The sequence below is a fragment of the Pseudoalteromonas sp. BZB3 genome (assembly GCF_040104455.1).
GTDB lineage: Bacteria > Pseudomonadota > Gammaproteobacteria > Enterobacterales > Alteromonadaceae > Pseudoalteromonas.
Map to the genome: position 1 here is coordinate 110,182 of NZ_JBECOS010000009.1, position 26,297 is coordinate 136,478.

General features: G+C 42.3%; 21 protein-coding genes and 1 pseudogene. 7 read left to right on the forward strand and 15 right to left on the reverse strand.

The features are described 5' to 3' along the window. Position 1 precedes the first annotated feature (1 nt). The 3 genes and pseudogenes from ABMY35_RS08710 to ABMY35_RS08720 form a co-directional block, all read right to left on the reverse strand. A pseudogene (locus ABMY35_RS08710) lies at positions 2-274 on the reverse strand (HD domain-containing phosphohydrolase); the annotation flags it as partial. Next, complete coding sequence (locus ABMY35_RS08715) at positions 255-497, reverse strand: hypothetical protein (protein WP_349285846.1); 243 nt, start codon at positions 495-497, stop codon at positions 255-257. The gene ABMY35_RS08715 and the pseudogene ABMY35_RS08710, both read right to left, overlap by 20 nt. 89 nt (positions 498-586) lie before the next feature. Beyond that, positions 587-1,483, reverse strand: a complete 897-nt coding sequence (locus ABMY35_RS08720) for a LysR family transcriptional regulator (protein WP_349285847.1) — start codon at positions 1,481-1,483, stop codon at positions 587-589. A 125-nt stretch (positions 1,484-1,608) separates the two neighbouring features. Between ABMY35_RS08720 and ABMY35_RS08725 the strand changes: the two genes are divergently transcribed. Beyond that, complete coding sequence (locus ABMY35_RS08725; RefSeq protein WP_349285848.1) at positions 1,609-2,595, forward strand: zinc-dependent alcohol dehydrogenase family protein; 987 nt, start codon at positions 1,609-1,611, stop codon at positions 2,593-2,595. A gap of 65 nt (positions 2,596-2,660) precedes the next feature. Here ABMY35_RS08725 and ABMY35_RS08730 read toward each other — a convergent pair whose 3' ends face one another. The 8 genes from ABMY35_RS08730 to ABMY35_RS08765 form a co-directional block, all read right to left on the reverse strand. After that, positions 2,661-3,674 carry an L-threonylcarbamoyladenylate synthase gene (locus ABMY35_RS08730; protein WP_349285849.1) on the reverse strand — a complete coding sequence of 338 codons (1,014 nt, stop codon included), beginning with the start codon at positions 3,672-3,674 and terminating at the stop codon, positions 2,661-2,663. 9 nt (positions 3,675-3,683) lie between these two features. Further along, entirely contained in the window at positions 3,684-4,481 is a 798-nt protein-coding gene (locus ABMY35_RS08735; RefSeq protein ID WP_349285850.1) for a DUF6671 family protein, read from the reverse strand. A gap of 244 nt (positions 4,482-4,725) precedes the next feature. Next, positions 4,726-6,108: a M20/M25/M40 family metallo-hydrolase gene (locus tag ABMY35_RS08740; protein ID WP_349285851.1), complete on the reverse strand. Its 1,383-nt coding sequence runs from the start codon at positions 6,106-6,108 to the stop codon at positions 4,726-4,728. A 443-nt stretch (positions 6,109-6,551) separates the two neighbouring features. After that, positions 6,552-7,904 carry a DUF1501 domain-containing protein gene (locus tag ABMY35_RS08745; RefSeq protein ID WP_349285852.1) on the reverse strand — a complete coding sequence of 451 codons (1,353 nt, stop codon included), beginning with the start codon at positions 7,902-7,904 and terminating at the stop codon, positions 6,552-6,554. A gap of 10 nt (positions 7,905-7,914) precedes the next feature. Then, positions 7,915-9,897, reverse strand: coding sequence for a DUF1800 family protein (locus ABMY35_RS08750; protein WP_349285853.1), 1,983 nt, complete (start codon positions 9,895-9,897; stop codon positions 7,915-7,917). 100 nt (positions 9,898-9,997) lie between these two features. Then, the gene (locus ABMY35_RS08755; protein ID WP_349285854.1) at positions 9,998-11,365 is read right to left on the reverse strand and encodes a HAMP domain-containing sensor histidine kinase; all 1,368 of its coding nucleotides are present in this window, start codon (positions 11,363-11,365) and stop codon (positions 9,998-10,000) included. Next, complete coding sequence (locus tag ABMY35_RS08760) at positions 11,355-12,041, reverse strand: response regulator transcription factor (RefSeq protein WP_349285855.1); 687 nt, start codon at positions 12,039-12,041, stop codon at positions 11,355-11,357. The genes ABMY35_RS08755 and ABMY35_RS08760 overlap by 11 nt, the downstream gene beginning before the upstream one ends. 90 nt (positions 12,042-12,131) lie before the next feature. Then, positions 12,132-13,991: a tetratricopeptide repeat protein gene (locus ABMY35_RS08765; RefSeq protein WP_349285856.1), complete on the reverse strand. Its 1,860-nt coding sequence runs from the start codon at positions 13,989-13,991 to the stop codon at positions 12,132-12,134. A gap of 120 nt (positions 13,992-14,111) precedes the next feature. On the opposite strand from ABMY35_RS08765, the gene ABMY35_RS08770 reads away from it, so the two are divergent. The 5 genes from ABMY35_RS08770 (at position 14,112) to ABMY35_RS08790 (ending at position 20,577) form a co-directional block, all read left to right on the forward strand. Continuing rightward, positions 14,112-15,620, forward strand: coding sequence for an amidohydrolase family protein (locus ABMY35_RS08770; RefSeq protein ID WP_349285857.1), 1,509 nt, complete (start codon positions 14,112-14,114; stop codon positions 15,618-15,620). Between the two features lie 68 nt (positions 15,621-15,688). Next, positions 15,689-16,132 carry a GNAT family N-acetyltransferase gene (locus ABMY35_RS08775; protein WP_349285858.1) on the forward strand — a complete coding sequence of 148 codons (444 nt, stop codon included), beginning with the start codon at positions 15,689-15,691 and terminating at the stop codon, positions 16,130-16,132. Positions 16,133-16,140: 8 nt separating this feature from the next. Next, entirely contained in the window at positions 16,141-16,671 is a 531-nt protein-coding gene (locus tag ABMY35_RS08780) for a GNAT family N-acetyltransferase (RefSeq protein ID WP_349285859.1), read from the forward strand. A 395-nt stretch (positions 16,672-17,066) separates the two neighbouring features. Next, complete coding sequence (locus ABMY35_RS08785; protein ID WP_349285860.1) at positions 17,067-19,166, forward strand: S8 family serine peptidase; 2,100 nt, start codon at positions 17,067-17,069, stop codon at positions 19,164-19,166. Between the two features lie 157 nt (positions 19,167-19,323). Beyond that, positions 19,324-20,577: an adenylate/guanylate cyclase domain-containing protein gene (locus tag ABMY35_RS08790; RefSeq protein WP_349285861.1), complete on the forward strand. Its 1,254-nt coding sequence runs from the start codon at positions 19,324-19,326 to the stop codon at positions 20,575-20,577. An 80-nt stretch (positions 20,578-20,657) separates the two neighbouring features. Here the strand turns inward: ABMY35_RS08790 and ABMY35_RS08795 are convergent, their stop codons facing one another. The 4 genes from ABMY35_RS08795 to ABMY35_RS08810 all read right to left on the reverse strand — a co-directional run bounded on the left by ABMY35_RS08795 (position 20,658) and on the right by ABMY35_RS08810 (position 25,698). Then, positions 20,658-22,184 (reverse strand): alkaline phosphatase D family protein, encoded by a 1,527-nt coding sequence (locus tag ABMY35_RS08795; protein WP_349285862.1) that lies wholly within the window; start codon positions 22,182-22,184, stop codon positions 20,658-20,660. Between the two features lie 219 nt (positions 22,185-22,403). Beyond that, a complete protein-coding gene (gene secF, locus ABMY35_RS08800; RefSeq protein ID WP_349285863.1) occupies positions 22,404-23,306 on the reverse strand; it encodes a protein translocase subunit SecF in 903 nt (300 codons plus the stop codon). Further along, positions 23,299-25,185: a protein translocase subunit SecD gene (gene secD / locus ABMY35_RS08805; protein WP_349285864.1), complete on the reverse strand. Its 1,887-nt coding sequence runs from the start codon at positions 25,183-25,185 to the stop codon at positions 23,299-23,301. The genes secF and secD overlap by 8 nt, the downstream gene beginning before the upstream one ends. A 72-nt stretch (positions 25,186-25,257) precedes the next feature. Then, positions 25,258-25,698, reverse strand: coding sequence for a hypothetical protein (locus ABMY35_RS08810; protein WP_349285865.1), 441 nt, complete (start codon positions 25,696-25,698; stop codon positions 25,258-25,260). 215 nt (positions 25,699-25,913) lie between these two features. Here ABMY35_RS08810 and ABMY35_RS08815 point away from each other — a divergent pair, with 215 nt between their 5' ends. Then, positions 25,914-26,267, forward strand: a complete 354-nt coding sequence (locus ABMY35_RS08815; RefSeq protein WP_349285866.1) for a hypothetical protein — start codon at positions 25,914-25,916, stop codon at positions 26,265-26,267. Positions 26,268-26,297: the final 30 nt, after the last annotated feature.

Here is a 26,297-nt window from a genome sequence, read left to right on the forward strand (position 1 = left end):
ATTAAGCTACTTTTTCCTTGCCAATCAAGCTATCAATATCAACCTCGTCAATTTGCGAAGGGGCGAGATGTTGCTTTGCATAGTCCAAATACACACCTGAGGTTAAAAATAGCTCAAAAACATCTGAGTCTATGTGCTGGTCTTTCACCATAAACTGCATAATTTTTAGTGATTCTGATAAGGTTTTCGCTTTCTTGTAAGGTCTATCTGAAGCGGTTAAGGCTTCAAAAATATCAGCCACAACAAGGATGCGTTCAGGGATAGATAAATCTTCTTTTTTCAGTTAATTCTGTGGCTTGATGATCGATGGCAGCTAAATAATCCCGTGTATATTCAGATGACATTTGAAACTGCTCAAAGGCGCTCTGTTTAGCCTGTTGAGTAGAAAAGTGATATTGCAGTAAAATGGCAATGCCTGCAGTTAATGTGGTGGCAATGACAAATATAGAAAAGAGCGTAAACCGAATCGAGAAACGCCACTTGTTAGTTGACGGCATGAACACATCCTTGCATGCTTATAAAATAAACTAGTTCCTAGCTTAGAAAAGGAATCACAATATTTCCAATAAAAGCCCTTCAAATTTCATTAGGTTAATTCCCAGTATGGTGTTTCTCCAAAATGTGTTTTTAAATAATCTATGAAAACACGCACTTTGGGTGGGAGTAATCTAGAACTAGGATAAACCGCCCAAATTGAGGTATTACTGATCAGCGGTGTATTGGTGAGCACAGGGACAAGCTGTTTGGCTTGAATTGCCTTGTAAGCACACCACTGTGAACAAATAGTCAGGCCTAATCCATTGATTGCAGCATCACGAATTGCTTCGCCATTATCTGCACGCAAGAAATGTTTGATTTTAATTGATTGATGCCCTTCGTTAGTTTGAAAAGTCCAAGTATCTAGGCCCATAAGATCGATACATTGATGATTAAGTAAGTCACTCGGTTGGGTCGGAATGCCATGTTTTTGTATATAACCGGGAGATGCGCAGACAAGGCGAGTGTCTTGTGCAATCTTACGAGCGATCAGACTTGAATCATTTAAAGCGGCATTGCGGATAGCCACATCAAACCCACCCTCAACCATATCAACAATGCTATCGCTTAACCGCAAGTCTAAATTCAAATCAGGGTACTGGGCCATAAACCCATTCAGAGCAGGGATCAGGTGCATTCGCCCAAAAGAAGCAGGTGCAGTAATACGCATTCTACTTGAAGGGGTCATATTACCAAAGCCAACGGAAGCAAATGCCACATCAACACTACTTAGTACCTCCTGAGCATGAGGCAAAAATGCGACGCCGTCTTCAGTCAATGATACTTTTCTTGTGGTGCGATGAATTAAACGCACACCTAAGTTTTCTTCAAGTTTATTAATATGACTACTGGCAACGGCAGGAGATAAGCCCAATTCTTTACCTGCCAAGCTGATGTTGTGACAGGCTGCAATGCGAATGAATAACTTTAAATGCTCAATGTTCAAATTTTTACCTGCTAAGTTTGGCGTTCGATTATCAATAAAATATTGAAACTGATTTCAAATATATCGGCATTATCAATTCTTTGTCCAGCAAGTAAACTGGTTTCATCGCAACAGAGGATAAAATTATGCAAGCAATGGTTATTGAGCAATTTGGTGGTTCAGACGTTTTTCAAATGAAAGAGGTTTCAACGCCTCAGGCAAAGTCTGGTCATGTTGTTTTAAAGGTCGCAGCAACCAGTGTAAATACAGTCGACATGATGATCAGAGAGATGGGGGATGCACTGCCGTTATCTCCGGCGCTTCCAGCAGTATTGGGTATGGACTTTGCTGGCACAATTACCGAAGTTGGCGAGGGGGTAACTGGGTTCAAAGTGGGTGATGAAGTGTATGGTTGTGCTGGTGGTTTGGCCGATTTACAGGGGTCATTGGCTGAATATATGCTCGCAGATGCAAACTTGATCGCATTAAAGCCTAAATCCATTTCTATGAGAGAGGCTGCTGCTTTGCCGCTCGTTGGGATCACAGCATTTGAGGGCCTTACAAGAGCTGGTATACAACAAGGTCAGAAAGTATTAGTGCATGGTGGCTCGGGTGGTGTCGGACATGTAGCCTTGCAGCTTGCAAACTATTTTGGCGCTGATGTTTACTCTACCGGAGGCGGTGATGCGCAGTTAGCTTTAATAGAGTCTCTGGGAGCCACAGGTATAAATTACCGAAATGACACGGTTGAAGCTTATGTTGCTAAATATACTGATGGTCAAGGTTTTGATGTTGTTTATGACTCAGTCGCTGGTGTGAACATGCTCAACTCATTTGAAGCTGCGGCTTTGAATGGTCAAGTGGTAACGACCGTTTCTTTACTTGAACTCGATCTCAGCTTGGCGCATTTTAAAGGACTTTCCTTACATGTGGTATTTATGTTGATCCCCATGCTACATAACCATAAGCGTGCAGTTCATGGTGAAATATTGTCGTCATTGGCAAAAATAGTGGATGAGGGTAAGTTAAAGCCGGTTGTTGATGAACAAGTCTTTAGTTTAGACCAAGCCGGTGAGGCTCACGCTCGACTAGGCAGTGGTAAGGCGATGGGTAAAGTTGTCGTAACGGTCTAAATAGATATAAAAGTGAGTAAAGCCCAGTTGATTTTTAAACTGGGCTTTTTTGCATTAATGCTTAGCTACTCAGGAATAAACTCAAAAGAAGCCGCGCGAGAAAGACGGTTGTTAACTGCCTGCCAGTCGTCGCTCACAGGAGGTGTTTCAACAAAGATTTTAGCCGGTGTCAGTTTATCTAAACAGTATAAGTCGTAATAAAGACCTTTACCGTAACCTGCTGCATCACTAGCAATCTGTTTGATGAATTCTGGCTGTAAACCGAGTCTATAAAGCTCGGCTAAAACCTGCTCTGAGTAGGCAAGTACCGCGATGTTTTTGTTGCCTTCATTTTGAATGGCTTGAGTCAGCTCAGCTGTTTTTACTAAAGTCACCGGTGCATTTGGTTGGTAGTGGGCTTTTACGTTACCTGGCACTGCTTCGTTATGCTCCATTGGCGTTGTGACCGATTTACCTAAACATTGCTCAATCTCAGCGGCTGAAATTGGACCTGCACGTAAAACTCTTAGTTCATCTGATGTTAAATCTAAAATGGTCGATTCAAGACCATGCTCACACGCGCCACCTTCTAGAACCGCCGGAATACGACCCGTTAATTGCTCAACCACTTGTTCAGGCACTGTTGGGCTTAATTGCTTATAACGATTTGCCGAAGGTGCAGCTAATCCTGTGTCTAAATCAATTAACACTTTTAAAAACAATGGGTGAGAAGGCACGCGCAGTGCAATGGTGTCTTTTCCACCGGTTACTGGGTTATTCAGCCCAGCTTTGGTGTTTAAAATAACCGTTAATGGCCCCGGCCAAAATGCGTCTGCGAGTTTTTGTAGATCCGCAGGCTTAGAGTCTGCCCAACGAGCAATATGTGTTTCATCGGGAATGTGCACGATTAACGGGTGATTTGATGGGCGACCTTTTGCTGAAAATATTTTTGCCACGGCTTCTGGCTGCGTTGCATCCGCGGCAAGGCCGTACACGGTTTCAGTCGGTAGGGCGACACATTCACCTTGTTTAAGCAGCTTAACGGCTTGGGCGATCCCTTCGTCTCCAGTTAGAAGCTCGAGTGTTTCAAATTCATTCATAGGTAAACCTTAAGGATTACAGAGCTGACAATAATAGGGATCGGCAGCGGTTTGTTCGGTATTTTTTAATTCAGTATGGTCACAGCATTCACAGTGATATTTATGCTGCTTAATTTGTTGTGTTGCAAGGCCGCATTGTTCACAAGGCAAACCTGCAATGGCTTCTTTTACAACAAAATTTTTGGCATTGCACTTAGGGCAAATGGCACTGAGCCTGTTTGCTAAATCGTCGGCAGCTTTACTGATCATTTGCTGGCGAAGCGGGCAATGCATAGCGCGTAAATCTGGCTCAATTAACGCTTCGGTTAATTGCTTGTCAGCTAAAGTTTCAATCAAGGTTTCGCTGCTTAACCCTTTTATGACTCGCTCATAAAATTTCAGTAACCAACGCTGGCTTTGAAAATGATTGAGCTTTTTTAATAAGGCATCGCGACAAGTCTCACTGTTGACTTGAATACTCGAGATTGCAAAAGGCCCTGAAGCGGTTGCATAAATTGCTTGCCCAGTTGCACGTTCATAAAAACATAAAATCTCGTCATTCCAGTTAACAATGCCCGGGTAAGGACCATTGCCAAAACTCCCTTCGCTGCCCAAACCAAATTCGGCACCGAGCAACTCACACGCCATTCTCGCTTTTTTTAAAGCCGCTTCTTTAGGGCTGAGCGTACGTTCAATGTCGCCTGCGAATGTGCCTAAGCTATCGGTGTCAAACGCATTGCTTTCAACCACATCAAAGCCAAGCGGCGCGAGTGCATTTGCGATGCACTTAGCTTTATCATGTTTAGTGATAAGTACAGCTTGATTCATTAATGACCCGACCTTAAAACAACTCAATTACCGAAACGAGATTAAAATAGCAAAAGCTCTGATAAAAACAGGCTTTAAAAAGGGGCGCTATTATACGGTGAGTTGTATAAATTTGTCACTATTTTCGCCTTGTCAGATGGGGAAGTGGGACGTATGGTTTTTAAATCTGGCGAAGATGGGTGAAGAAAAAGAGAAACTGGGTGTTTCTCCTTAAATAATCTGAGCTCAGGTTAAATACGTAAACTTACTTGCCTATCATTTTAGTTGGGCTTTGCGCTGCAAGATACGCAAATACAGCGTAAACTGCTACGTTCTGGTTTAACTTTGCAGGGTCGATTTTATCTAACGTGTCATCAGCAGTGTGGTGGAAGTCAAAATAGTCAGTACCATCTTGATGTAGAGAGAAAATAGGCACGACTTTAGAGTCTTTAAATGGAATTAGATCAGGGCCACCAAAAGCGTTGTTACGCGCATCGTATTTAACCCCTAAGTCTTTTAAATGCTTAGCAATGGCACGTACTGTCGGTAATGAGTTTGAAGCAACGCGCGATTCAACTGCATAGATAAGGTCTGCTCCAAAGTCAGATTCCGCCGCCGCAACAATATTGCCAAGCTCGTTTTGATGCATCTTCACATAAGCTTTCGCCCCCCAAAGACCTTGCTCTTCAGCGGCAAATAACACCACGCGCACACTGCGCTTGGTCTTTGTTAGCTCGCTAATATGCTTTGCAGCAGCCGTGATAATTGCCACACCCGCACCATCATCAAGTGCGCCAGTGCCTAAATCCCATGAATCTAAATGCGCGCCTAACAGCACGTATTCGTTTGGCTTTTCTGTGCCGGTAAATTCACCAATGACATTGTAAGAAGTGCCCATGCCTTTTGATTCAGCTTGTACGTTTAAATTAACTTCAACTTTATGACCCAGTTGCAATAAACGTTCAATTTGGTCGGCATCTGGGTTTGCCAGTGCGACAGCAGGAATGGCCTTGATACCATCTTTATAATGGTTACCGCCAGTGTGTGCAAAACGGTGTTTGGCAGTACTGACCGAGCGCATCATAAATGCCACCGCGCCTTTTTGGCTGGCAACCACGGCACCTCGGTTACGCGCCTGTACAGCAGGGCCGTAACTGTTGCCGTCTAGGCTGCGGTCCATACGGTAATTGATAAAGACAATCTTACCTTTTGCGGCATTTTTAGGTGCTGCTTCTAGCTCTTCTAAGGTTTCAAAGGTGACAATAGGTGCGCGCGTCCCACCTTTTGGCGTACTGACACTGTTACCAAGCGCGGTGATGTGAATAGGTTGCTTTGACGGCAGAATAATTTCGGCAGACTCAGAATAGCGCAACCAAGCAGGAAATTTGGCAGGTTCTTTCCAAACTTTGTCGAAGCCCAGACGCTTTAGCTCTTTCATCGCCCAGTCTACAGCTTCGAGATCTTTAGGCGTGCCCGCCATACGCGGCCCAACTTCGGTGGTTAGCCTTGCCACAATATCGTAAGCCAATTCGCTATTGAGTGACTTTTCTTTTAATTGTTCGGTTACTTCAATTGTTTGTGCATCAAAGGTGTCGGCAGCAAAAACGTTGGCGCTTAACACCAAGGCTGCCAATAATAACTTTTTCATTTTTATAGGCCTGTTATAAATACTACACTTATTTTGGAACGTTCTAGGTGTGTGTGCAACTATACGCGATGAATCACAAACAGCTTATCGATTTGTGATAAATAAGCCAAACAAAAAAGCCCCATACAATCGGGGCTTACTAGGGCGTGTTGACCTTTGCTGTTTGTTTTTGCAGCAGTGAGTTGGGTATTTAGGCCAGGAAGAGGCTGCGTAGCAAGGGTTGCCCCGCATAGTTATTCTATGTAAGTCAGCCGATAACGCCGAATAAATGACCAACTCGCGCTGCTCGAAGAGTTCAACCAAAAGCTTCCACTACTTTGTCATTCGCCACTTGCATAACCCATTATGCTTCGTAGCTCATTTCGTGTACTGAAAGCCTTTGATTTGAACAAAATTCATACCTCAAAGATAAACACGCCCTAGGGGACAATGAGCATTAAACACTATTTAAATAGAGATAATGGCTCACTAAATTGAGATAAATTAGGAAATACTTGGCTCAATGATGTGTCATTTAGTCCTAACCACTGTCCTAAACTTGCCGCATATTGCTCAATGGATGTTGTGGGGATCAATCGGCCGCCTCCAGCATCAAAATCATGGTCGAGTTCAGATACGGGCACATCACCAAAAATGGTGCCACCATTGACAGCGCCTCCCATGACGAAGTGATGGCTACCCCAACCATGATCGGTTCCATCACCATTGATTGCTAAAGTTCGACCAAAATCAGACGCGGTGAAAAGCGTGACGTTATTACTTAAATTTAAGCTTTCCATGGCGTTATTAAAGGCAACAAGTGCACCGTCTATGTTGCTTTGTAAATTGGGTAAGCTTTGCGCTTGGCCTGAATGGGTGTCAAAGCCACCCATTGCCACGATAAAGATTTGTCGTTTGGTGCCCAGCTCGGTGCGTGTTGCAATACTTTTACTCACCGTCTCTAATTGCATAGCCAAAGGTGTGGTAGGGAATTGTGGTAATGACACCTCAGTGTTTGCAACGGCGTTGTTAAATTGCTCGTTGGCCGTATAAGAGTCATTCATAAACTTGGCCAAATCTTTTTGCAGCAAGTTATTTGAGCTATGGTTTTGCGCACTAAAGTGGGCTATTAATTGCGCATTATTATCGAATTCTTCTAATGCTCTGATTGTTGCCGCTTCACCGCCACTAACATTATACGGGAAGGTGTTTTCTCCCGTTAGCCATAAGGGCGCTTCATCGGTCGAGATAGCATTAAATGGCGTTTGTTCAGCAAGCCCTTGCGTTACTAATGCATCGCTCATGAGCCCGCCCCAACCAAATTGGGCACCTTCTGTCTGCCCTGATAACCAAGTTGATTGTTGGTCATTATGCGAGAATAGTCGAGCTGGTAGTTTGGCGGTTTTTTGTTTAATCATCTCGGCCGAAATGGGCTCCACCAGTGGCCCTACATTGCCAACAATGGCCAACTTGCCTTGCTGGTATAAATTGGCCATGCCAGATAACTCGGGAGCCAGCGCAAAACTGCGTGTGCCAAATCGAGAGGGCGTATTAATCGGGTTGAGGTTTGCTATGGTGCGTTTCGTTGTATATTGGCTTAATAAGCTACTTCTGTGGCTCGCCCATGTGTTGTAGCTATCTGTATCATACGGAATAAGCGTATCGTGGTTATCCATTCCGCCGTATAAGAAAACACATACCAGTGCTTTATAATCTTCATCTTGAGCGTCGGTATTCGCAAGTGCTTGTCCTAATTGCAGCATAGATGTTGCCATCATAGAAGCGCCACTGAATTTTAAGAAATGTCGTCTATTCATGAGAAAGCTCCTATTTTTGAACCAAGTAATCAGGTGATGTCATAACCAGTAAAATGGCCAGTTTTACCCTCAGCAAATAACCATCTTCATCGTCTGCTTCGATGCTACTGATAATAGGCTTTATATCCTCGAGCGTTTTAGCTGAAAGCTGCTCTGCACTGAGGAGTAAATTTAAATGTGCCAGCAGGGCATCAACATCATTGGCTAATGCCAGTTCTTTATCGTAATCCGTAAAAAAACTATTCACTGCATTGCGAGCATCCAGTCGAATGTTGTTGTCATCAAAGTCGGCTTGTAACTCTTCTACATCAACATCTCCTTGAAGGCCTGCGATATAAAAGGTCATAAAGTTGGTGTATCCGGGGATAGAAGTGGCATTGGTGATCTGAAGCTCAGGAGCGACCAAACTATTGGCGGCTGTTTCAGTACCGGGGGCTGCGTAGCCGGGTCTAAAAAAGTTAAATACGCTTTTTGAGGCGTAAGGGTGTTGGCTTAACATACTTGCAGGGCTGGTATCCCAAAGCATCTCTTGGAATTCAGGTGTGACGTTTTCGATTTCGAATGCGCGTGCCCACTGTGTAAAACGTAAAATCGGCTCTCTAATTTTACCTGAACTGTTGTTCGGCTCACCTGTGGCTTCTGGGTCAAATAAAATGGCTGCTAAGGTCGCGGTTAAATCACCTCTTTGTTTATCGCCAACATTTGAACCATCGGGGAGTGTAAATTGACCTTGAGAAAAAGCAGTCGCTACTCTAGTTACATAATCAGCAGAGGGGTTCGATGACACCAAACGTTGAATAAGCTGCTTACTAACAAAAGGAGGCATATTTGGATGATTAAAAATATGATCCAGAGCTTGAGTGATTGACGCTTGAGCGCCCGTACCTGCAGCGATTTGCGTTCCTAAAAATGATTTTTCTTTTTCTGAGTGTAATTCAGGGTAAATCGCCATAGGGATCGCAAACTCGTGGCTTTGTGTTGCTTCAGCAGTATCGAGATCAAGATCTAGGCCAGTGAAAACGCGAGCAAGACCGGTAATATCTTCATTACTATACAGTTCAATTTGTTTGCCATCGTCATCTACTTGCTCTGTACCATCTTGATTTAAAGCAACCACACCGAGCGTGAAAAGTTGCAATAGTTCTCTTGCGTAGTTTTCGTCGGGGACTCTGCCAGTTGTCTCATCGCCTTTCATGTTGCCCATGTAAGTTAAGTAAAAGCCCATCGATGGGGAGTAGGTGACAGCCTCGAGTAATGTTCGGTAATTACCAAATGCATGATTGATTAGGATATCTTGATAGCTTGATACTGCTTCTGGAATGTCTGTGAGTTCTTCACCACCTGCATTTGAAACAACGAGTATTTCCGACAAGGCAAAGGCCATACGCTGTCTTAATTGGTCATCAGCTGAGATAGCATGTCGCCAAAATGCAATAGTTGTTGAACCAACATGAAGTACATCGAATTCATCGTCCTCATTGATTTCAGTCGGGGCATATTCATTAACAACAGGCAGTTTTAAACTCGGTGGAAGCTGAAGTTGATCTTTAAACCACTTAGAGGCACTTTGACCTGTTAAATTAGTGATATCGGTCGGTGTTGCGCCAAAAGTGGCATGTTGAATAAAACGAGAAGTCGAGGTAGCAGTTGCAAAGGTTAGATCGCTTTCTTCACTTGTGTCGTCACCGGTATTGTCGTCGGCATCTTGATCATCAGAGTCATTATCTGCATCGTTATCAGCATCATCATTCTGATCTGAGTCACTATCTGAGCCTGAATCTTCGCTCGAATCTTCGCTCGAGTCATCACTCGAATCATCAGTGCTGTCTTGCCCTGAACTGTCATCTGAGTCGTTGTTGGAGCTTGAGCCACTACTATTATCGACAACTTGTTCTGGTGCCTGAGAGGTTGATTCTGAACCACCAGAGCCACAACCCGCAAGGCTTAAGCAGATCAGAACACAGAGATATTTTAGTTGAATTAGTTTAGTCATTGTTTCTCTCTCGTTACTTAACGATAAGTTAAGTGTAGAGCTAAAAACGCTGAGCGTGTTTTACAGTTCTAATACGGCTTTCATACAAAATTGTATGAATTTAAGGCATAGGAATTTCAATATTAAAAACAGCACCTTGCTGCTTATCTAATAAGCATAATTGCGCGTTATGGACATCACAAATTGCCTTAACAATACTAAGACCTAAGCCATTTCCTGGTTTAGAGCGACTGATATCAGCGCGATAAAACTTATCGAAGACTTTATGTTTGTCTTTGTCTGGTATGCCTGGTCCATCATCGCCAATCTGTAGCAGAGCACTTTGAGTGTGGCTTTGTAATCTGATCCAAATCTGCGCATTGTTGTTTGCATACTCAAGTGCATTTTCAAGTAAGTTACATAGCAACTGGCTTATTAAATCTCTATCACCATAGCATTGCACACTGGGGACAACTGATATCTCAAATTGGCGACCGCTATCTTCAAATACAGGTTGGTAACTGAGGGCTAATTCATTGACCAGCTCAGATAAATTAAACACGCTAAAGCCTTGAATATGTTTGCCTGACTCAATGGCATTCAATCGCACTAAATTGTTAAAGGTAGTGATGATATGAGTGAGGTCTTGATTGGCTTTCTCAAGGTGAAAATGCAGCGCGTGTGCATCATCAATATCTTGATACATAGATTGCAGTCGGTTTGATACTCGAGATAAGGGGGTTTTTAAATCATGGGCAATACCGACCGACATGGTTTTCATATTGTTATGCAGGTGTACAATTTCATCTAGCATGGTATTGATTGATTGGCCAAGCGCTTGCCGTTGTGGGTCTGTGGTATCTACTTTAATTCTCGCCGAATCAGGGGCTTGTGCAATGGCATCAAGCTGGCCAATAATCGCTTGAATTGGTTTTGAATCTCGACGTGTAATAAAGGCAAATAAAGTACACAAGGTAAGCCAGCTAAGGGGAATAAGCCAAGCAAGTAATTCATAGGCAAAAATGCCTTTCAGTCTTTGTGTTTCTTCTTGTTTTTGCCAAAAGTGAGCATACGCATGCTCATTAAAATATAAGGTGGTGGTGAGCACTTGAGTAGGGGCGTCATCTTCTAAATTCAGAGTGAACCAAGTTGGGGTATCGGCTGTGGGTAAATCGATGTCGGCGCCAAGCATAAGTTTGCCGTCTCTAAAGCCAGCAACTAACCACCCTTCTTCTAATAGGTGTGTTTTTGCTTCATCATCAGTCCATTTAGGTCTATGGGTTAGCTCAAGCTCTTTTAAGATGGCACGCGGGCCTTGCTCTTCATAGATATGCTCTATTTCTTCAGCATATTCAGCAAACTCATTCTTTTGCTCGTTCTTATCAAGCCAAAGCGAGATTTCGATGAAGGCAGATAAAACAATAAGTAATGCAAACCAAGACAATGTGCTTAGTTTTAAAGTTTGCACGATTTGATGTTTATTCATCATCTAGTTGCCTCGACAATAAGTAGCCACAACCACGTACGGTTTTGATCATATCGAAAGCAAAGGGTTTATCTATTTTATTTCTAAGTCTAGACACATGAGTTTGAACAAGGCTGGTTTTCGGATCAAAGCTAAACCCCCATACTTGCTCTAACAGCATGGTTTTAGTAATGAGTTGCTCGGGGTTTTGCATCATAAACTCAAGGATTTGGTACTCTTTTGGCATGAGTTCAATTTCTTTTCCTGCCCTGAATACTTGCCGAGTGGTTCGTTCAAGCTTGAGTTCACCAATGCAAATTTCAAGGCTACTTTCTTTTAGAGGTTGGCGCCGGGCGAGTGCCTTAACTCGAGCATAAAGCTCCGAAAAAGCAAACGGCTTTACTAAATAGTCATCAGCGCCGGCATCTAACCCTGCAACTCTATCAGATGTGTCACTGAGCGCCGTAAGCATGATGATAGGAATGGTAACTTTGCTTGCTCGCAGGATGCGAACGGCATCAAGGCCATCCATATTAGGCAGTAATCTATCGAATATGATGACATCAAATTCACTTGACGATGCTAACAGCATGGCCTGTTCAGCATTATCACAGTGTTGAACTATTTCGCCATGTTGCTGTAGTCCCTTACTGATAAATTCAGCAGTATCTAAATCGTCTTCAACTAATAAGATATTCATAACGCTCTGAAAGAAATCTATTACCTTTTAAGCATATCTTATTTATTGAGTTTTGATTCATACAATTTTGTAAGCTCTTTTTTGCTAAAGTTATAGATCAGAAAGCTCCAATTCTTTACTACTAATCAGTTTCTTTAGATATAGTTCAGTAAACATATTGTCATTGTAGTCAGGTAACCAGTTGCTTTTGAGCAATTTAGTCGCGGCTAATTTTACGTTTTCATCATCTTGTTTAATGACATGCCACTTAACTTCATTGAAGTCGCTGAACTCACCGTTGAGTTCACGCCATAGTGCTAAGTCCTGTGTGAGCTTTACAAGTGTTTGATTTGTTTCTGAACTTTCATGCACTGCATTACCCATTTCTAAACCTTGCAAAATTTGCGCATAAGTAAGATACAACCCAAGGTTCTGCTCAACAGGTGTTGTTAAACTTGAAAATTCAGCAAAGTGTTTAGTAAATAAACTAAACGCCATTTGAAAGTTGTTATTGGCTATCAGTCCATGAATGTAAGGGGTTACATAGCGATTTAATGCTGGAGCGAGTTGATACCTTTGCTCAAGCTTTTCGAGTGCTGAAGTTAAGCGCCTATCTTTAGCTGCAATTGCCGCTTCAACATACCAAACAAAATCGTTAGGAATATATTGTTTATTTGTTTGCTTAAAAACAGTCTCAGCATTTTCTAATTGGTTTGTGCTGAGTAAAAACAGCACATGCTGTAATTGAAAGTGGGCAAATTTATTGTTGTACTCACTATTCTCATTGTCATAACTGTATTGTTCGTACCAAGCTTCATAGTCCGCAGCAATAGGTTTAGTGAGCGTGTAGAAATCTAACGCATAAAGTGGCGCATTTCGCAGATTCGGTGCGATTAAACGGGCACGTTCAAAGTATTGCTGCGCTTTTTGGCGATCGCGCTTAACTAAATAGGCATAGGCTAATTTTACAAGCACTTCAGGGTCATTTGGGTTTAGCTTGAACGCAGTTTGCAGTGAGGTGAGTGCCTCTGTTGTTTGCTGTTGCGACAGTAAGAAATCACCATAAAAAAGGTGAAATAAACTACTTTTCTGCTCTAGAGAGCGTCCTTGTTCGAAATAGATTTTTGCTGTTTCAAAGTCACCATTTTGCTGGTGGAGCGCACCAAGTAGTGCAATGGCATTAATATGATGAGGTTCAATTTCTATGGCTTTTTGCAGCAAGGGTAAACAGCTTGCGTAGGTTTTCGTTTGGCTGTGCTGACCGTAAACAAGCAATTGGTAATCGCTGTTACACAAACCAAACAGGGCATTAGCGTTGTTGGGGCTCTCATTCAAAATGGTTTTATAGAGTTTGCTCGCTTGGTTAATTGCGCTAACTTTACGCTGTTTGACCAAATGATCTGCAAGGGTTAAATCTTCAAAATAAGTTTGTTCATTTGGCTGGTTTTTTAACTGCGCTTGTAACTCTTCTTTGATTGAGCCGTTGTTCATAAACCAAAAAACGATAACCATAAACGCAAAAATACATACAGCGAAAGCCGTTAACTTATGCTTTTTCGTTATTTTTTCTGCTGGCGATAGCTGTAACGCCTGTGTTTCTGAGCTGTTTTGCGGCAATGAATTTTGTTCTTCACGCTTAAACTTCAGTTCAATATGAGGGGAGAGCCTGTAACCTTTTCCTGAAATCTGTTCAATGGCTTCAGTAATGGTTTTATCTTGATGAAGTGTTTTTCTTAGCTGCGCAACGGCCTGATAAATAGAGCTATCAGTAACCACGCGATCGGGCCAAATTTCTTTGGCGATAAAATTTAAACTCAGCGGTGTGTTTTGATGACGAGTTAGCAAGACCAATAAAGCCATAACTTTAGGAGGCAGCGAGCACTCTAACGATTGTTCGGCTAAAGTTAGCTTGTTCAAATGTGGCTCTACATACCAATTGGCGAGTATAAAAGGGGCCTCTGTCTTTTCCATCTTTATGATAACTTTGCTTATTTTTATTTTGAGACAAAATTCAGGGTAAAATTATATGCTTTTTAAGTAATTAACCCAGTGTTTTTTTAAGGTGGCGCCAGTTTCAAAAAAGGAGTCACCATGAAAACACTTATGCTAACTAGCTTACTATTACCTTTCGTTTTAAATGCGAAAGAATTTGATGTCATCATCAAAAACGTTACCGTTATTTCGCCGCTTAACCCATACCAAGCCAGCGTTGCAGATAAACGTTGGGTCGGCATTCAAGATGACAAAATTAAAACCATATCGACAAAAGCCTTGAACGACGCTGACTCTAATTTGATTGATGGCACCGGCAAGTTTTTAATTCCCGGTTTGATGGACGCCCATGTGCATCTAAATCGCATGCCTGGGTTACCCTTTGAGCTTAGCAAGTTTAATGAAAAGGAGATTGCTGAGCTTGAAAGTTTACAGCTGCAATACCAGCAAAGGCAGGGAAAAAATTACTTATATTATGGTGTGACTCAAGTGCTTGAGCCTGGTGCGAGTAAAGAGAGTATGTCGTTATTTCAAAGTAACGGTGTGGCACCAACAAGCTTTTTTTGTGGTGCTGTGCCTGTTTATCAAGGATATAACGCGCAAGGTATAAATTATGAACACCTACATGAAAAGCGCCCATATTATGCGCATCAACATGGCGATCCAAGTCACCTGCATGAAAAACATATATTAGAAAGTCATTCACCTAGACAATTAATAAAACGCATGGCCGATGATGGCGCTATATGCACCAAAGTGTATTTAGAGGATGGTTTTGGCGAACGCTCAGATATTCCACTAATTGCTTCTAAAACTCTTGATGAACTCAAATTTGCCAGTGAGAAACACGGTTTAAAAATGATGGCCCATGCCAATGCCACCGATATGCAGCGTTTAGGGTTGAATCATCAAGTGGATGTGATGGCGCATGGTAATTGGAATTGGCTCGAAGAAAGCAGAGAAGGCACAAAAGGTGTAAATGATGAGCTACCACCTAAAGTAAAAGCTGTCGCCGATGATATTATTCGCTCAGGTGTTGTTTATCAACCAACACTCAATGTCATGCGTTCACTGACCGATGTGATGCGTGAAGGTCATATTACTCAGCCGGAGTACAAAACAGTATTGCGAAAAGCACAAGTTGCTTGGTACCAAACAGAAGCTGGGCAATGGTTTGCACGAGAAATGAAAAAAGGCTGGGGTAATATGAGCGATGCGCAAAAAATAGCGCGCTTTGAATTTAACCAACAGCTTGGTAAACGCGTTTTAAATTACATCTACCAAAACGGAGGCCTTATTTCACTGGCAACCGACACACCACCTGCACCGACCTATGCATCACAACCGGGATTAGCAACCTATTGGGAATTAAAAGATATGCATGACGCAGGCATGAGTTTGGCAAGTATTCTTGCTGCGGCAACTTTGAATAATGCCAAGGCATTTTCGTTAGATAAACAATACGGCACGGTCGAAGTGGGCAAAGTGGCTAATTTCTTGTTGCTGAATGTCAGCCCTTTACAGAGTGTCGAAGCATATAATCATATAGATACGGTTATTCTTAATGGTGAGCCTTTGTCTAGAACGGATTTAGAAATAACAAAATAAATCAGTAGATTGCATTTTGTTTAGGAAGATGTTTTTATGCTCGAGAATGTACCTGATAAGGAAAAGTCATGATCCGCCTTGCAAATCTAGAAGATCTTCCACAAGTACTCAACTTATACCGAGAACTACGTCCGCAGGACCCCGAGCTTGAAAAGTCTTTCTCTGAGCAGGTATGGTCTGAGATGATGCGCTGCCCAGAAACACATATAGTGGTGGCAGATATCGAAGGGGAGTTAGCCGCAACTTGCGCGCTGGGTTTGAATAAGAGTATTGCAAATGGCGGTCGACCTTTTGCCATTATTGAACATGTGATCACCGCAGAAAAATTCCGCCGTCGTGGATTAAGTCAACAGGTACTTGAGTTTAGCATTCAAAAAGCATGGGAGCTAAATTGCTACAAAGTTATGCTGCTCTCAGGTGAGAATCTCACTGGCGCGCACCGAGTATATGAGTCGGTAGGCTTTAAAGCAGGTATCGAGAAGGGCTTTGTGATTAAAGCGCCAAAAAAGTAATAGAAGAAATGAACAAAACAATATTAGTTACCAAAAGACTCACCTTAGCCCCTTTAAATGAAAGCGATAAGTCTCTTTTCATTCAGTTATGTATGGACCCTGAGGTGATGGAACACTGTTATGATCCTAGTACGTTAGAAGAAGCTGAGGCTGGCTTTGAGGCTTTTGCTCAGCCGTGGGATAGCAACAGCCATGATTGGTTATGTTTTGGGATAACTGAAACAAACACAGGCGATAAAGTTGGCAATATCTCAATCAAAATACTTGATCACAAAACAAGAGCAGCTGAAGTTGGATTTTTATTGAGTCCAAATAAACAGGGCAGAGGGTATGCTTTTGAGGCGCTTGAAGCTGTGGTTAAATTTGCCGTTACTGCATTAGACATTCAAACGCTGATTGCCATTTGCTCGGTAAATAATGTGTCATCTATAAAACTGCTAGAAAAGAGTGGTTTTATAAGAACCGCTTTGCTGAAAAATAATGTTGTCATAAATTCTGAGTATATTGATGATTATCGTTATGAGAGAGCAGTAAGTTAACGTTTAAATTATCTGAATATTCCCATCTTTTTAATGTTTTTTATTTCACTCAAGTTGAATTTCTATTCAATACATCAACGGTTAATCGTGTAATCTTTTAGACTATTTCAAATCATATAAACATACCTTATTACTCTGGGTTATAACAATTTAGTAACAAATTTTGTGCAGTTGTAATTAAGTTAGTACAAACTTTGTTCAAGCTCTGTGTATCTAGACGTATATACGTATCTATATCTATGTAATGAAATTTTTACAGCTTAAATCGTTACTATTAGAGCTTTTGCACCTAAAATAAAAACAAATTGACAGCGCTGGACATTTGCTCTTTCCTTGTTTCTTGTAAATGGGTTGTTAACCGTTTGCGCACCTAAACAACAAGATAAGGCATCGCCATGAAAGCAAGACTAAATAAAACAACACAAGCTTTAATTTTTTGCGGTACGTTGGTCCCAACGGTATATGCTTCGGGTTCATTACCTGAAGTTTTAGGGGAGAATTTTGATCAAGAGCAGCGTTACATTGTGACGTTGAAAAAAGAAAATCAAGCAGTGGCTTTACCATTTAAATTAAGCCCAATGCAAGCTAAGCAGCTTCAGTTTAACCGTCTACAATCGGTTGCTGATGATGTTGCTGCCGAAGCTGTTCAAGTTTTACCATCGATTAATGCAGTGTCAGTTGAGTTGACATTACAACAAAGAATGCAAATTGCGTCTCGTTCAGATGTTGTATCAATTGAAGTGGATCCTAAGCGTCATTTACTAGCTGAGAGCACGCCTTACGGTATTGGCATGGTGCAAGCTAACCAGCTGAGCGATAACATGTCGGGTAACCGTAAAGTTTGTATTATGGATACAGGTTACACGCTTAACCACCCAGATCTTCCATCGACTGGGATCACAGGTGACGACGGCTACGGCAGTAATGATACTGGTAACTGGTATAACGATGGCAACGGTCACGGTACACACGTAGCGGGCACGATTGCGGCGATTGGTGGTAATGGCCAAGGTGTTGTGGGTGTTAACCCATCGGGTCAGCTAGGTCTTCACATTGTAAAAGTATTCAATGACTCAGGCCGCTGGGCATATGGTTCTGACTTAATTAAAGCCATTGAGCAGTGTCAGCAAGCTGGCGCAAACATCACCAGTATGAGTTTAGGTGGTTCTGGCCAATCTTCAGCTGAACGCCAAGCATTTGCGAATAGTTATGCGCAGGGTATGTTACATATTGCAGCAGCGGGTAACGATGGTAATAGCTCAATGAGTTATCCAGCATCTTATGACGCAGTTGTATCGGTTGCCGCAGTTGATAGCAGTGAAAGTAAAGCGTCGTTCTCGCAATACAATAGTCAAGTTGAGATTGCAGCACCGGGTGTTAATGTAAATTCGACTTGGAATAACAACGGTTACAAAAGTATAAGTGGTACCTCGATGGCAACCCCACACGTATCGGGTGTAGCTGCATTGGTATGGAGTCACTTCCCAAATTGTTCTAACCAACAAGTTCGTGATGCGCTTAATGCGACAGCAAAAGATAAGGGCAGTGCAGGCCGAGATACTTCTTATGGTTACGGTATTGTTCAAGCAAAAGCGGCTTATGATTATCTAGCTAACTCAAGCTGTGGTGGTGGCACAGGTGATACAGCGCCAGTTGCATCATTTACTGCTGCAGTGAATGGTAAAACAGTTCAGTTTACTGATGGTTCATCTGACGATAAAGGCATCTCTAGCTATGCTTGGCAGTTTGGTGATGGCGCAACCAGTTCACAGCAAAACCCAAGTCACACTTATAGCAGTACAGGTGATTTCACGGTTAAGCTGACTGTAACAGACACAGCTGGTCAAACAGCGAGTAAGTCTTCAATTGTCAGCATTGCAGATGGTAACACTGGTGGTTGTAATGGTGTTGTAGCATGGTCGGCAACTAAGTCATACCGTGCAGGCGACAAAGTGTCTTACAACGGTTATCAGTACGAAGCAACTTGGTGGTCAACAGGTGCACAGCCTAATGTATTCACTAATGTTTGGAAAAAACTAGGCAAGTGTAGTGGCTCAGGCGGCGGTGACAACCAAGCGCCAGTATCAGCGTTCTCATTCAATACTAACGGTTTGAGCGTATCATTCACTCAGCAAGCAACGGATGATAAAGGTGTAGCGTCTTATGCATGGAACTTCGGAGATGGTCGTTTAAGTTCACTTGCTAACCCGTCACACAGCTATGCACAAGCAGGTTCTTACTCAGTAAGCCTAGAAGTAACCGACGCTGAGGGCTTATCTCACAGTGTATCTAAGACAGTCAATGTATCATCAGATTCAAATGCTGGCTGTAATGGTGTACCAGCTTGGACAGCCGGCGCAGTGTTCTTACCTGATGCACAAACATCGCTAAATGGTCGTTTATATCAGGCTAAGTGGTGGAACCAAGGTCAAAATCCAGAACAGTTCTCAGGTCCATGGGACGTTTGGGCTGATAAAGGTTTATGCCAACAATAAAAGTTTCAATTAAGTAATTCCCACACTTTGTTTTACAAAGGCAATTTAGGTAACTAAATTGCCTTTTTTCATACCCTACCATTATTTCTCGCCTTCATTTTTCGTACTCATTGTTATGACAAGCTATGTTTAATAAAAAAGCAGAACACTTAAACTTATGAAATGGTTGAAACATATTGATGACAGCTTTGATGCATTGCTGACAGATTGCTATCAGCAGCGCGAGATGGAAATGGAAAACCACATCAACAAAATTCGTTTTTTTGGTTTGATGGCGCTGTTTTTACTTGAATTGCTTGTTGGTACGCTCAGTCAGGGACTGGATTTAATTTTAATCAGTGTCGATCTTGGCTCGATGGTAATAACAGCAGCTTGGTGTTGGCTGGTTCGGCACTGGGCAACCACAGGCAGCTATAAGCCTTGGCTCAAGTATGTATCTATTTTATTCGATTATGTGATTATTTTAGGGATCACATTAGAAATGGAATATTTGGCCGAAATAGGGCACTTCTTACGCGATCTACATCAAACACAATTTGAATTGATGCTGATCAGCGCGCTAATCCTATTTAACGTCATGAGTGCATTCAGGCAAGGTCGTGTGATTATTTACTTTTCAACGCTGTGTTGTTTAGCTGCGACAACGCTTATTTTAGAGCACAGCCAGACAGACCGAACCATAGAGATCCACGAACAGATCATCGTGTTATTCTCCGGGTTACTCGCGTGGTCAATTTCTCATTACATTACTAATACATATACACGCTTGCGTCATCGCGAAAGATTATTACGCTATTTGCCTGAAAAGCTGGTTAGCGCGGTTGAAACCGGTGCCGTTGACATAGAGCCGGGCGGTGAGCGCCGAGAAGTAACGATTTTGATGGCCGATATTCGTAATTTCACCACATTATGTGAACGCAATGAGCCAGAGGTTGTAACTCGTATTCTAAATCGGTATTTTTCAGCCATGAGTAATCCTATTTTTAAACATGATGGCATGATAGATAAATTTATCGGTGACGCCATTATGGCTGTGTTTGGTGCACCACAAGCAGGAATGAATAGCGCTCAAGGTGCAATAGATGCAGCAAAGGGCATGCTTGAAGAATTGATTGAGTTAAATAAGCAATTTGCCGAGCAGGGCTTACCGCAGCTTGAAATTGGCATTGGTATTCACAGTGGTGAAGCCATTGCAGGCAATGTGGGGAGTTTGAGTTGTATGGATTACACCGTGATTGGCGACACAGTTAATGTCGCAGCGAGAATAGAGAGCAAGACCAAAGAGCTCGGACAAACATTACTTGTCAGTGAAGACACAGCAGAAAAATCAGAGATGTCTGATTTAGCTTGGGTTGCGGATGTAAAACTCAAAGGCCGAGATAAAACAGTCAATGTCTATTCTTTTCAATGAACATCATTTAAATACTTTTTTACATGACTTTAAGGGGAGCTAAGCTCCCCTGTGTTCAAATTCACTTGCTGATTGCCAGATTACAATTTATGTAGTTTGGCTTCGCCTGAATTAACATACAGGGTTCTATCAACGAATGACTGGTTATTTTTGAAACCAACAATTGGTACATGGTGCCATTGAGAAGTGAGTTTGTCTTGCTTGATGTTAAGGGTGACAAAACCTCGGTTTTTAAGGTCAATATAACGAATATGTGGGTTTTCAGGCTTTAAAATATTGCCTACATCTCCCACTATTTGCTGCAAACCCGGTACAGGGATTGACGGCGAAGTGACAGAAGGAGTGACAATTTCAACGGCAAGTGCACCGTCATGAGTAAAGCGGTTATACTCGCGCCAGTCATATGGGTTTTTAGCAATATCGGCAGCCCAAGATGAGTGTACATCGCCAGTTAAGAACACCACATTTTTAATGTCTCTTTGTTCAACAAAGTTAAGTAGTCTGTCTCGAGCGGCAGGATAGCCATCCCATGCATCAGCGTTAATGGGTTTACCAAACATCTGAATTTGCATAATTTGCACTTGTTGACCAATTAAATTCCACTTCACGCCATTATTTTTGGCATCGAGCAGGTTGTCTTCTAACCATTGCTCTTGCTCAAAGCCCAATAAAGTTCGCATAGGATCAAGGCGCGCATCGTCTTTCACATCGACTTGCTCATCGCGACCAACATAACGGGTATCGAGCATATTTAAATGCAGCAACTGGCCAAATTCGAATTTGCGATACGCCTTTTCACGGTTACCACTTTGAGGCTCTCGAATAGGCATCCACTCATAATATGCTTGAATGGCTGCATTGGCACGGGTTTGCCAGTCGCCTTCATTGTCATTATGGTTTTGCGCACCGCCACGCCAAGTGTCATTGGTAAACTCATGATCATCCCAAATACAGATCATGGGGTGGGTTTGGTGCAGGGTTTGTAAATCTTCATCTGTTTTATACGTCGCATGACGTAAGCGGTAATCATTGAGTGACACCATCTCATGTTTTGGCTCTACCAGCCTCTTCCATAATAACGGGTTACGGTAAACATCTTCGTTACCGTACTCATATAAATAGTCGCCTAAATGTAAAACAGCATCTAGATCATCCATTTCTGCGATGCGAGCATAGACGTTAAAATAGCCATAGCTAAAGTGTGAACAAGATGTCATCGCTAGCTTTACTTCAGACACATCATATTGAGGCAAAGTCTTGGTGCGACCCACAGGCGAGACAACAGGCTCATCGAGCTCTTCAATGATAAAGCGATAGTAATAAGTGCTATCAGCATTTAAACCTGTGACATCGACTTTAACGGTAAAATCTCGCGCTATGCTAGTTTCGACCTTGCCTTCAGTTTCGATAGTCGCGAATGAAGATGATGTTGATACTTGCCAGCGCACAGACAACACCAGGCTGTTGATATCGACAACTTGAGTGATTTCTTCAGGAATGGTGACTCGAGTCCAAATGATTACCGCATCATGGAGCGGATCACCACTGGCAACGCAATGGCTGAAAGGGTTGGTTTTAAACGTACAACCCGAGAGTGTTAAACTCATTGGCATCACGCTCAGTAGAGCTGATCCTTTCAAAAAACTTCGACGTGAAATAGACATAAGTAATTACTCTAAAAAAAGGGAGCGCTAGAATTAACACGTAAAAGTTACAAAAATGTTAATTCATATCAGCTTTTTCAGAAATGAGTAATTTCTAAGTCTATGAATATAAACAGAAGCTCACTCATAGTTGATGAGTGAGCTAAATGCTCTAAATGTTAGTTAGGGCTCAGCGAGTAGTTTTTTCACCTCATCGCTGTCTTGGTTTTGATAGTTTGCAAAACTTAAGCCCATAAATTCAGGCAAGGTTGCACTGATAAAAATAGATGACAAGGTACCCGCAGTTAAACCAATTAACAGGGCGCTGGCAAAAACATTTAAGGCATCACCTCCGAGCAACCAAATCGCAAAAACCGTGGCAAGTGTGGTAAACGAGGTGATCAGCGTACGGCGTAATGTACTTTGCAAGGCTTCATTAATTGAATGACCAATGGGTTGTTCAGGTTTGGCACGAATGAGTTCACGAATGCGGTCGCCAATGATAATACTGTCGTTGAGCGAGTAACCGATAATCGCTAAAAGTGCTGCCAATACCGTTAAATCGAAGGTTAAACCAAGCACAGTGAATAAAGCGATGGTGATTAAAACATCGTGGAACAGCGCGACAGTTGCAGCGACGGCGAGTCGCCACTCAAAACGCACCATTAAATAAATCAACACAGATACCACTGCAAATACAGCCGCCAGTGCACCACTGGTTTTGAGCTCTTCACCTACTTGTGCGCCCAGAAACTTACTTTCTAGGATATGGGCATTTAACTTTGACTCAATCGCAGTTTGAAAAGCGGCGATTGAATCTGAAGCCACGTCGGGTAAAAACAACACACGCCAGTGGCCGTCTTGGCTTTGTGATAAGCTAAACGCGTCTGATGTTAAGGTACTTAATGTGGTTTGCAATTCACTCATACTGGTTAGTGACATTAAAGTGAAGTCTAATACGGTACCCCCCGTAAAATCTAAGCCAAATACAATGGGGTTAAGGGCTAAAGCGCCAAGGCTAACAACAATTGCAATTAGACTAAATATAAAGCCCATTTTACGGGCAGACTGCCAAATATTATGCATGATGCGCTCCTTCTTTCTTTGTTGTTACTGATTCAAGTTGGGCCTTGTTTTTATCTTTTTGATGCTCTTTTTTTCTTTTCTTTTTAAGAAAGAGTGGCGAAAGGTAAGACGACACCAATACGCCCGAGAACAAACTGGTTAAAATCCCAAGGGCTAATGTAATAGCAAAACCTTTGATTGGGCCATAACCTACACCAAGTAAAACCAACGCGGTGATCATCGTCGTTAGGTTCGCATCGATAATGCTCGACATAGCATGTTGATAGCCGCGTTTTAAAGCGCCAAGTGTGCTGGCTCCTTGTTTGATTTCATCACGAATGCGCTCAAAAATAATCACATTGGTATCGACCGCCATACCTATGGTGAGTACTAAACCTGCGATCCCGGGTAGGGTTAACACAGCTCCAGGTAATAACGACATTAACCCAAGTAAACAAACAAGATTCACCACCAATGCAATGATGGCGACTACACCGAGTCGCCCGTAGCAGGCCAACATGAATAGTAGGGTGACAGCTAAGCCCAGTTTGAGCGCATTAAAGCCGTTTTCAATGTTTTGCTCACCTAGGCTTGGGCCAATGGTTTGCTCTTCAACAATGGTGATAGGTGCCTGAAGTGACCCTGCACGCAATACCATAGCCAGCTCTTGTGCACGCTGCATGGTGCCTAAATTAGTGATACTAAATTGGCGGTTTAGGGCTTGTTGAATGGTGGCGACCGAAATCACTTCTTGTTGTTTAACCACATCCCCTTTTTGATTTTGGTGATATTCGCCATAGAGGGTAGCCATTGGCTTATCAATGTTTTGTCGCGAGAAACGGCTCATCTTGTCGCCGCCAGCAGGGGAGAGCATCAGTTGTACTAGCGGTTGTCCTGATTCATCGCGACCAGCTTGAGCCGATTCAATCTCTGAGCCAGTAAAAATAGGTAAGGGGTTCAATTTGGCTGTGCCGCCATCTTTATACTTGTAAGTGTGGCCACCAATGTCTTTCAACGCATGAAAAGACAACTCAGCAGTTGCCCCAATTAAGCGTTTTGCAGCAGCTGGATCTTGTACACCCGGTAACTCAATTCGAATATGCTGCTTACCTTGACGCTGTGTAACTGCTTCTGTGATCCCCAATTGCTCAATACGCGAACGCAAAGTACTAATGGCTTGGCCAATTGCTTGTTCGGCAATTTGCTTTTGGCTGGCTTCGTCAAAACCAAGTTGCCAAATCGCTTGGCTTGCCGTGTTTTGTTTAACACTCGTAAGGCTTGGGTAGTCTGTTTTTAAGTGCTTAACTAAGGTAGCAAGCTTACCTGCTTGGTTACTGTTGGCTTTTATGACCACACTATTATCACGGGCTGCTTCAATCTTGATACCACGTAATTTGTGCTCAATGCGATAATCTTTTGCGACTAAACGCAGTTTTTCGAGTCGCTCTTCAAGGGCTTTGTCGGTATCGACTTTTAATACAAATAGCACACCGCCGTTTAAATCTAAGCCCAATTTTAAAGGCGATAAATTAAAACGTTGCAGCCATGCGGGCGTAGTTGCTTCACTTTTTACGCTAATGTTAGCTGCGCTTTGTAATTGCGTTTGCAACTTTTTTTGTAATTCGGCTTGCGCACTCACACTTGCTTTTGGATGTTCAAGCAACACACGTATTTCACCGGTTTGATGATTTACTGTCGCTTCACGCACAGGCAACTGTGCGTCTTCAAGATATTGGCTAATTTGAGTCGCCGATAACGTATTGTTATGACTGCTGACCTTTAATACCGTGTTATTCGGATAAAGGTTTGGTAGCGCGCTAATTGCCAGAAATACAATGACTAACAGCAACGCCCATGGGGTCAAACGGTTGTTTGACATAGGGTTTAATTGATTTTTCATAATTCACTCATCTAGGGCAGCAAAACACAGTTTTGCCGAAAAAATTAAAAGACTTTTTTGCGATAAGTGAAATTAAGCGTGGTGGGTTAGTCGCGCTTTATAAACTAAATTGGCAGGTTTACAGGCATCAATAAAGCCGTGGTTTGACCGCGTATTGCATTGATACCAAGGTTGTTCTAGCTTGTCAGGGCGCAAACGGTTTTCGCTTATGAACGTATCTGTCACCAGCTCAAAAACTAAAATAAATTCGCTTTGCTGTTTTGGGTGTAAAAACCTAATGGCCTGCTGTTGAGAAGGGCGTTCAATAATTGAAAATAACCCAGAATCATCGGCAGTAATATGGTGCTTTTGAGAATGCTGCAGCGATGAAAGCTCATCACCAACTTCAAACAGACTTTGATAACTAGTCTGGCTGTGAACATTATTCTGCGCGTGCGCAAACTGTTCGGCAGATGACGGGGCAACGGCCAACAGTAAAAACAGCACAGCAAGAATTTTTAAAATTCGGTTCAAAGCAACAAGTTCAAATTAAAAGCGTGCATGTATGATAAGGGCGGATTGGTTTTAATCAAGGGGAAGATAGCTTATTTGGTTATTTATATTAGGTTTGGTTGAACCTATATGAGAAACGCTATATCGTTATTTCAATAAATATCTATAAATTATAGATACCTCACAGATATGAGTAAGTGTTAAGAACTCAGATTTAAAAGGAAAATTATGGAACATTGGCGAAACCTGAGCTTATTAAAGAAGTTTATTTTTTGGCATGCTTGCAATCATTGGTGTTTTGCGATTACCTGAACTTATTTTTTATGCAAGTAGGGGGCATTGAGTTAATCTTTGGTTTTATGGTGATGTACATCCAATCAATGCGCACTTTGCTTGAAATAAAGCGTCAATCATTCAAGCGTATTGTTAATACCATTTATGCTTCTTTACTGAGTACAACTGCATTTAAGCCTCGTACGTTTTATCTGCAAAGCACTTTTTGTGTGATTGCTTTTGTCGTAACCGGTTCCATCAGCTTATCCATGGTCTTTTTTATGCCGGGCATGCTGCTCAATAATTTATCTGTGTGATCTTTTTAGGCTTTCTAGATACTGTTCATT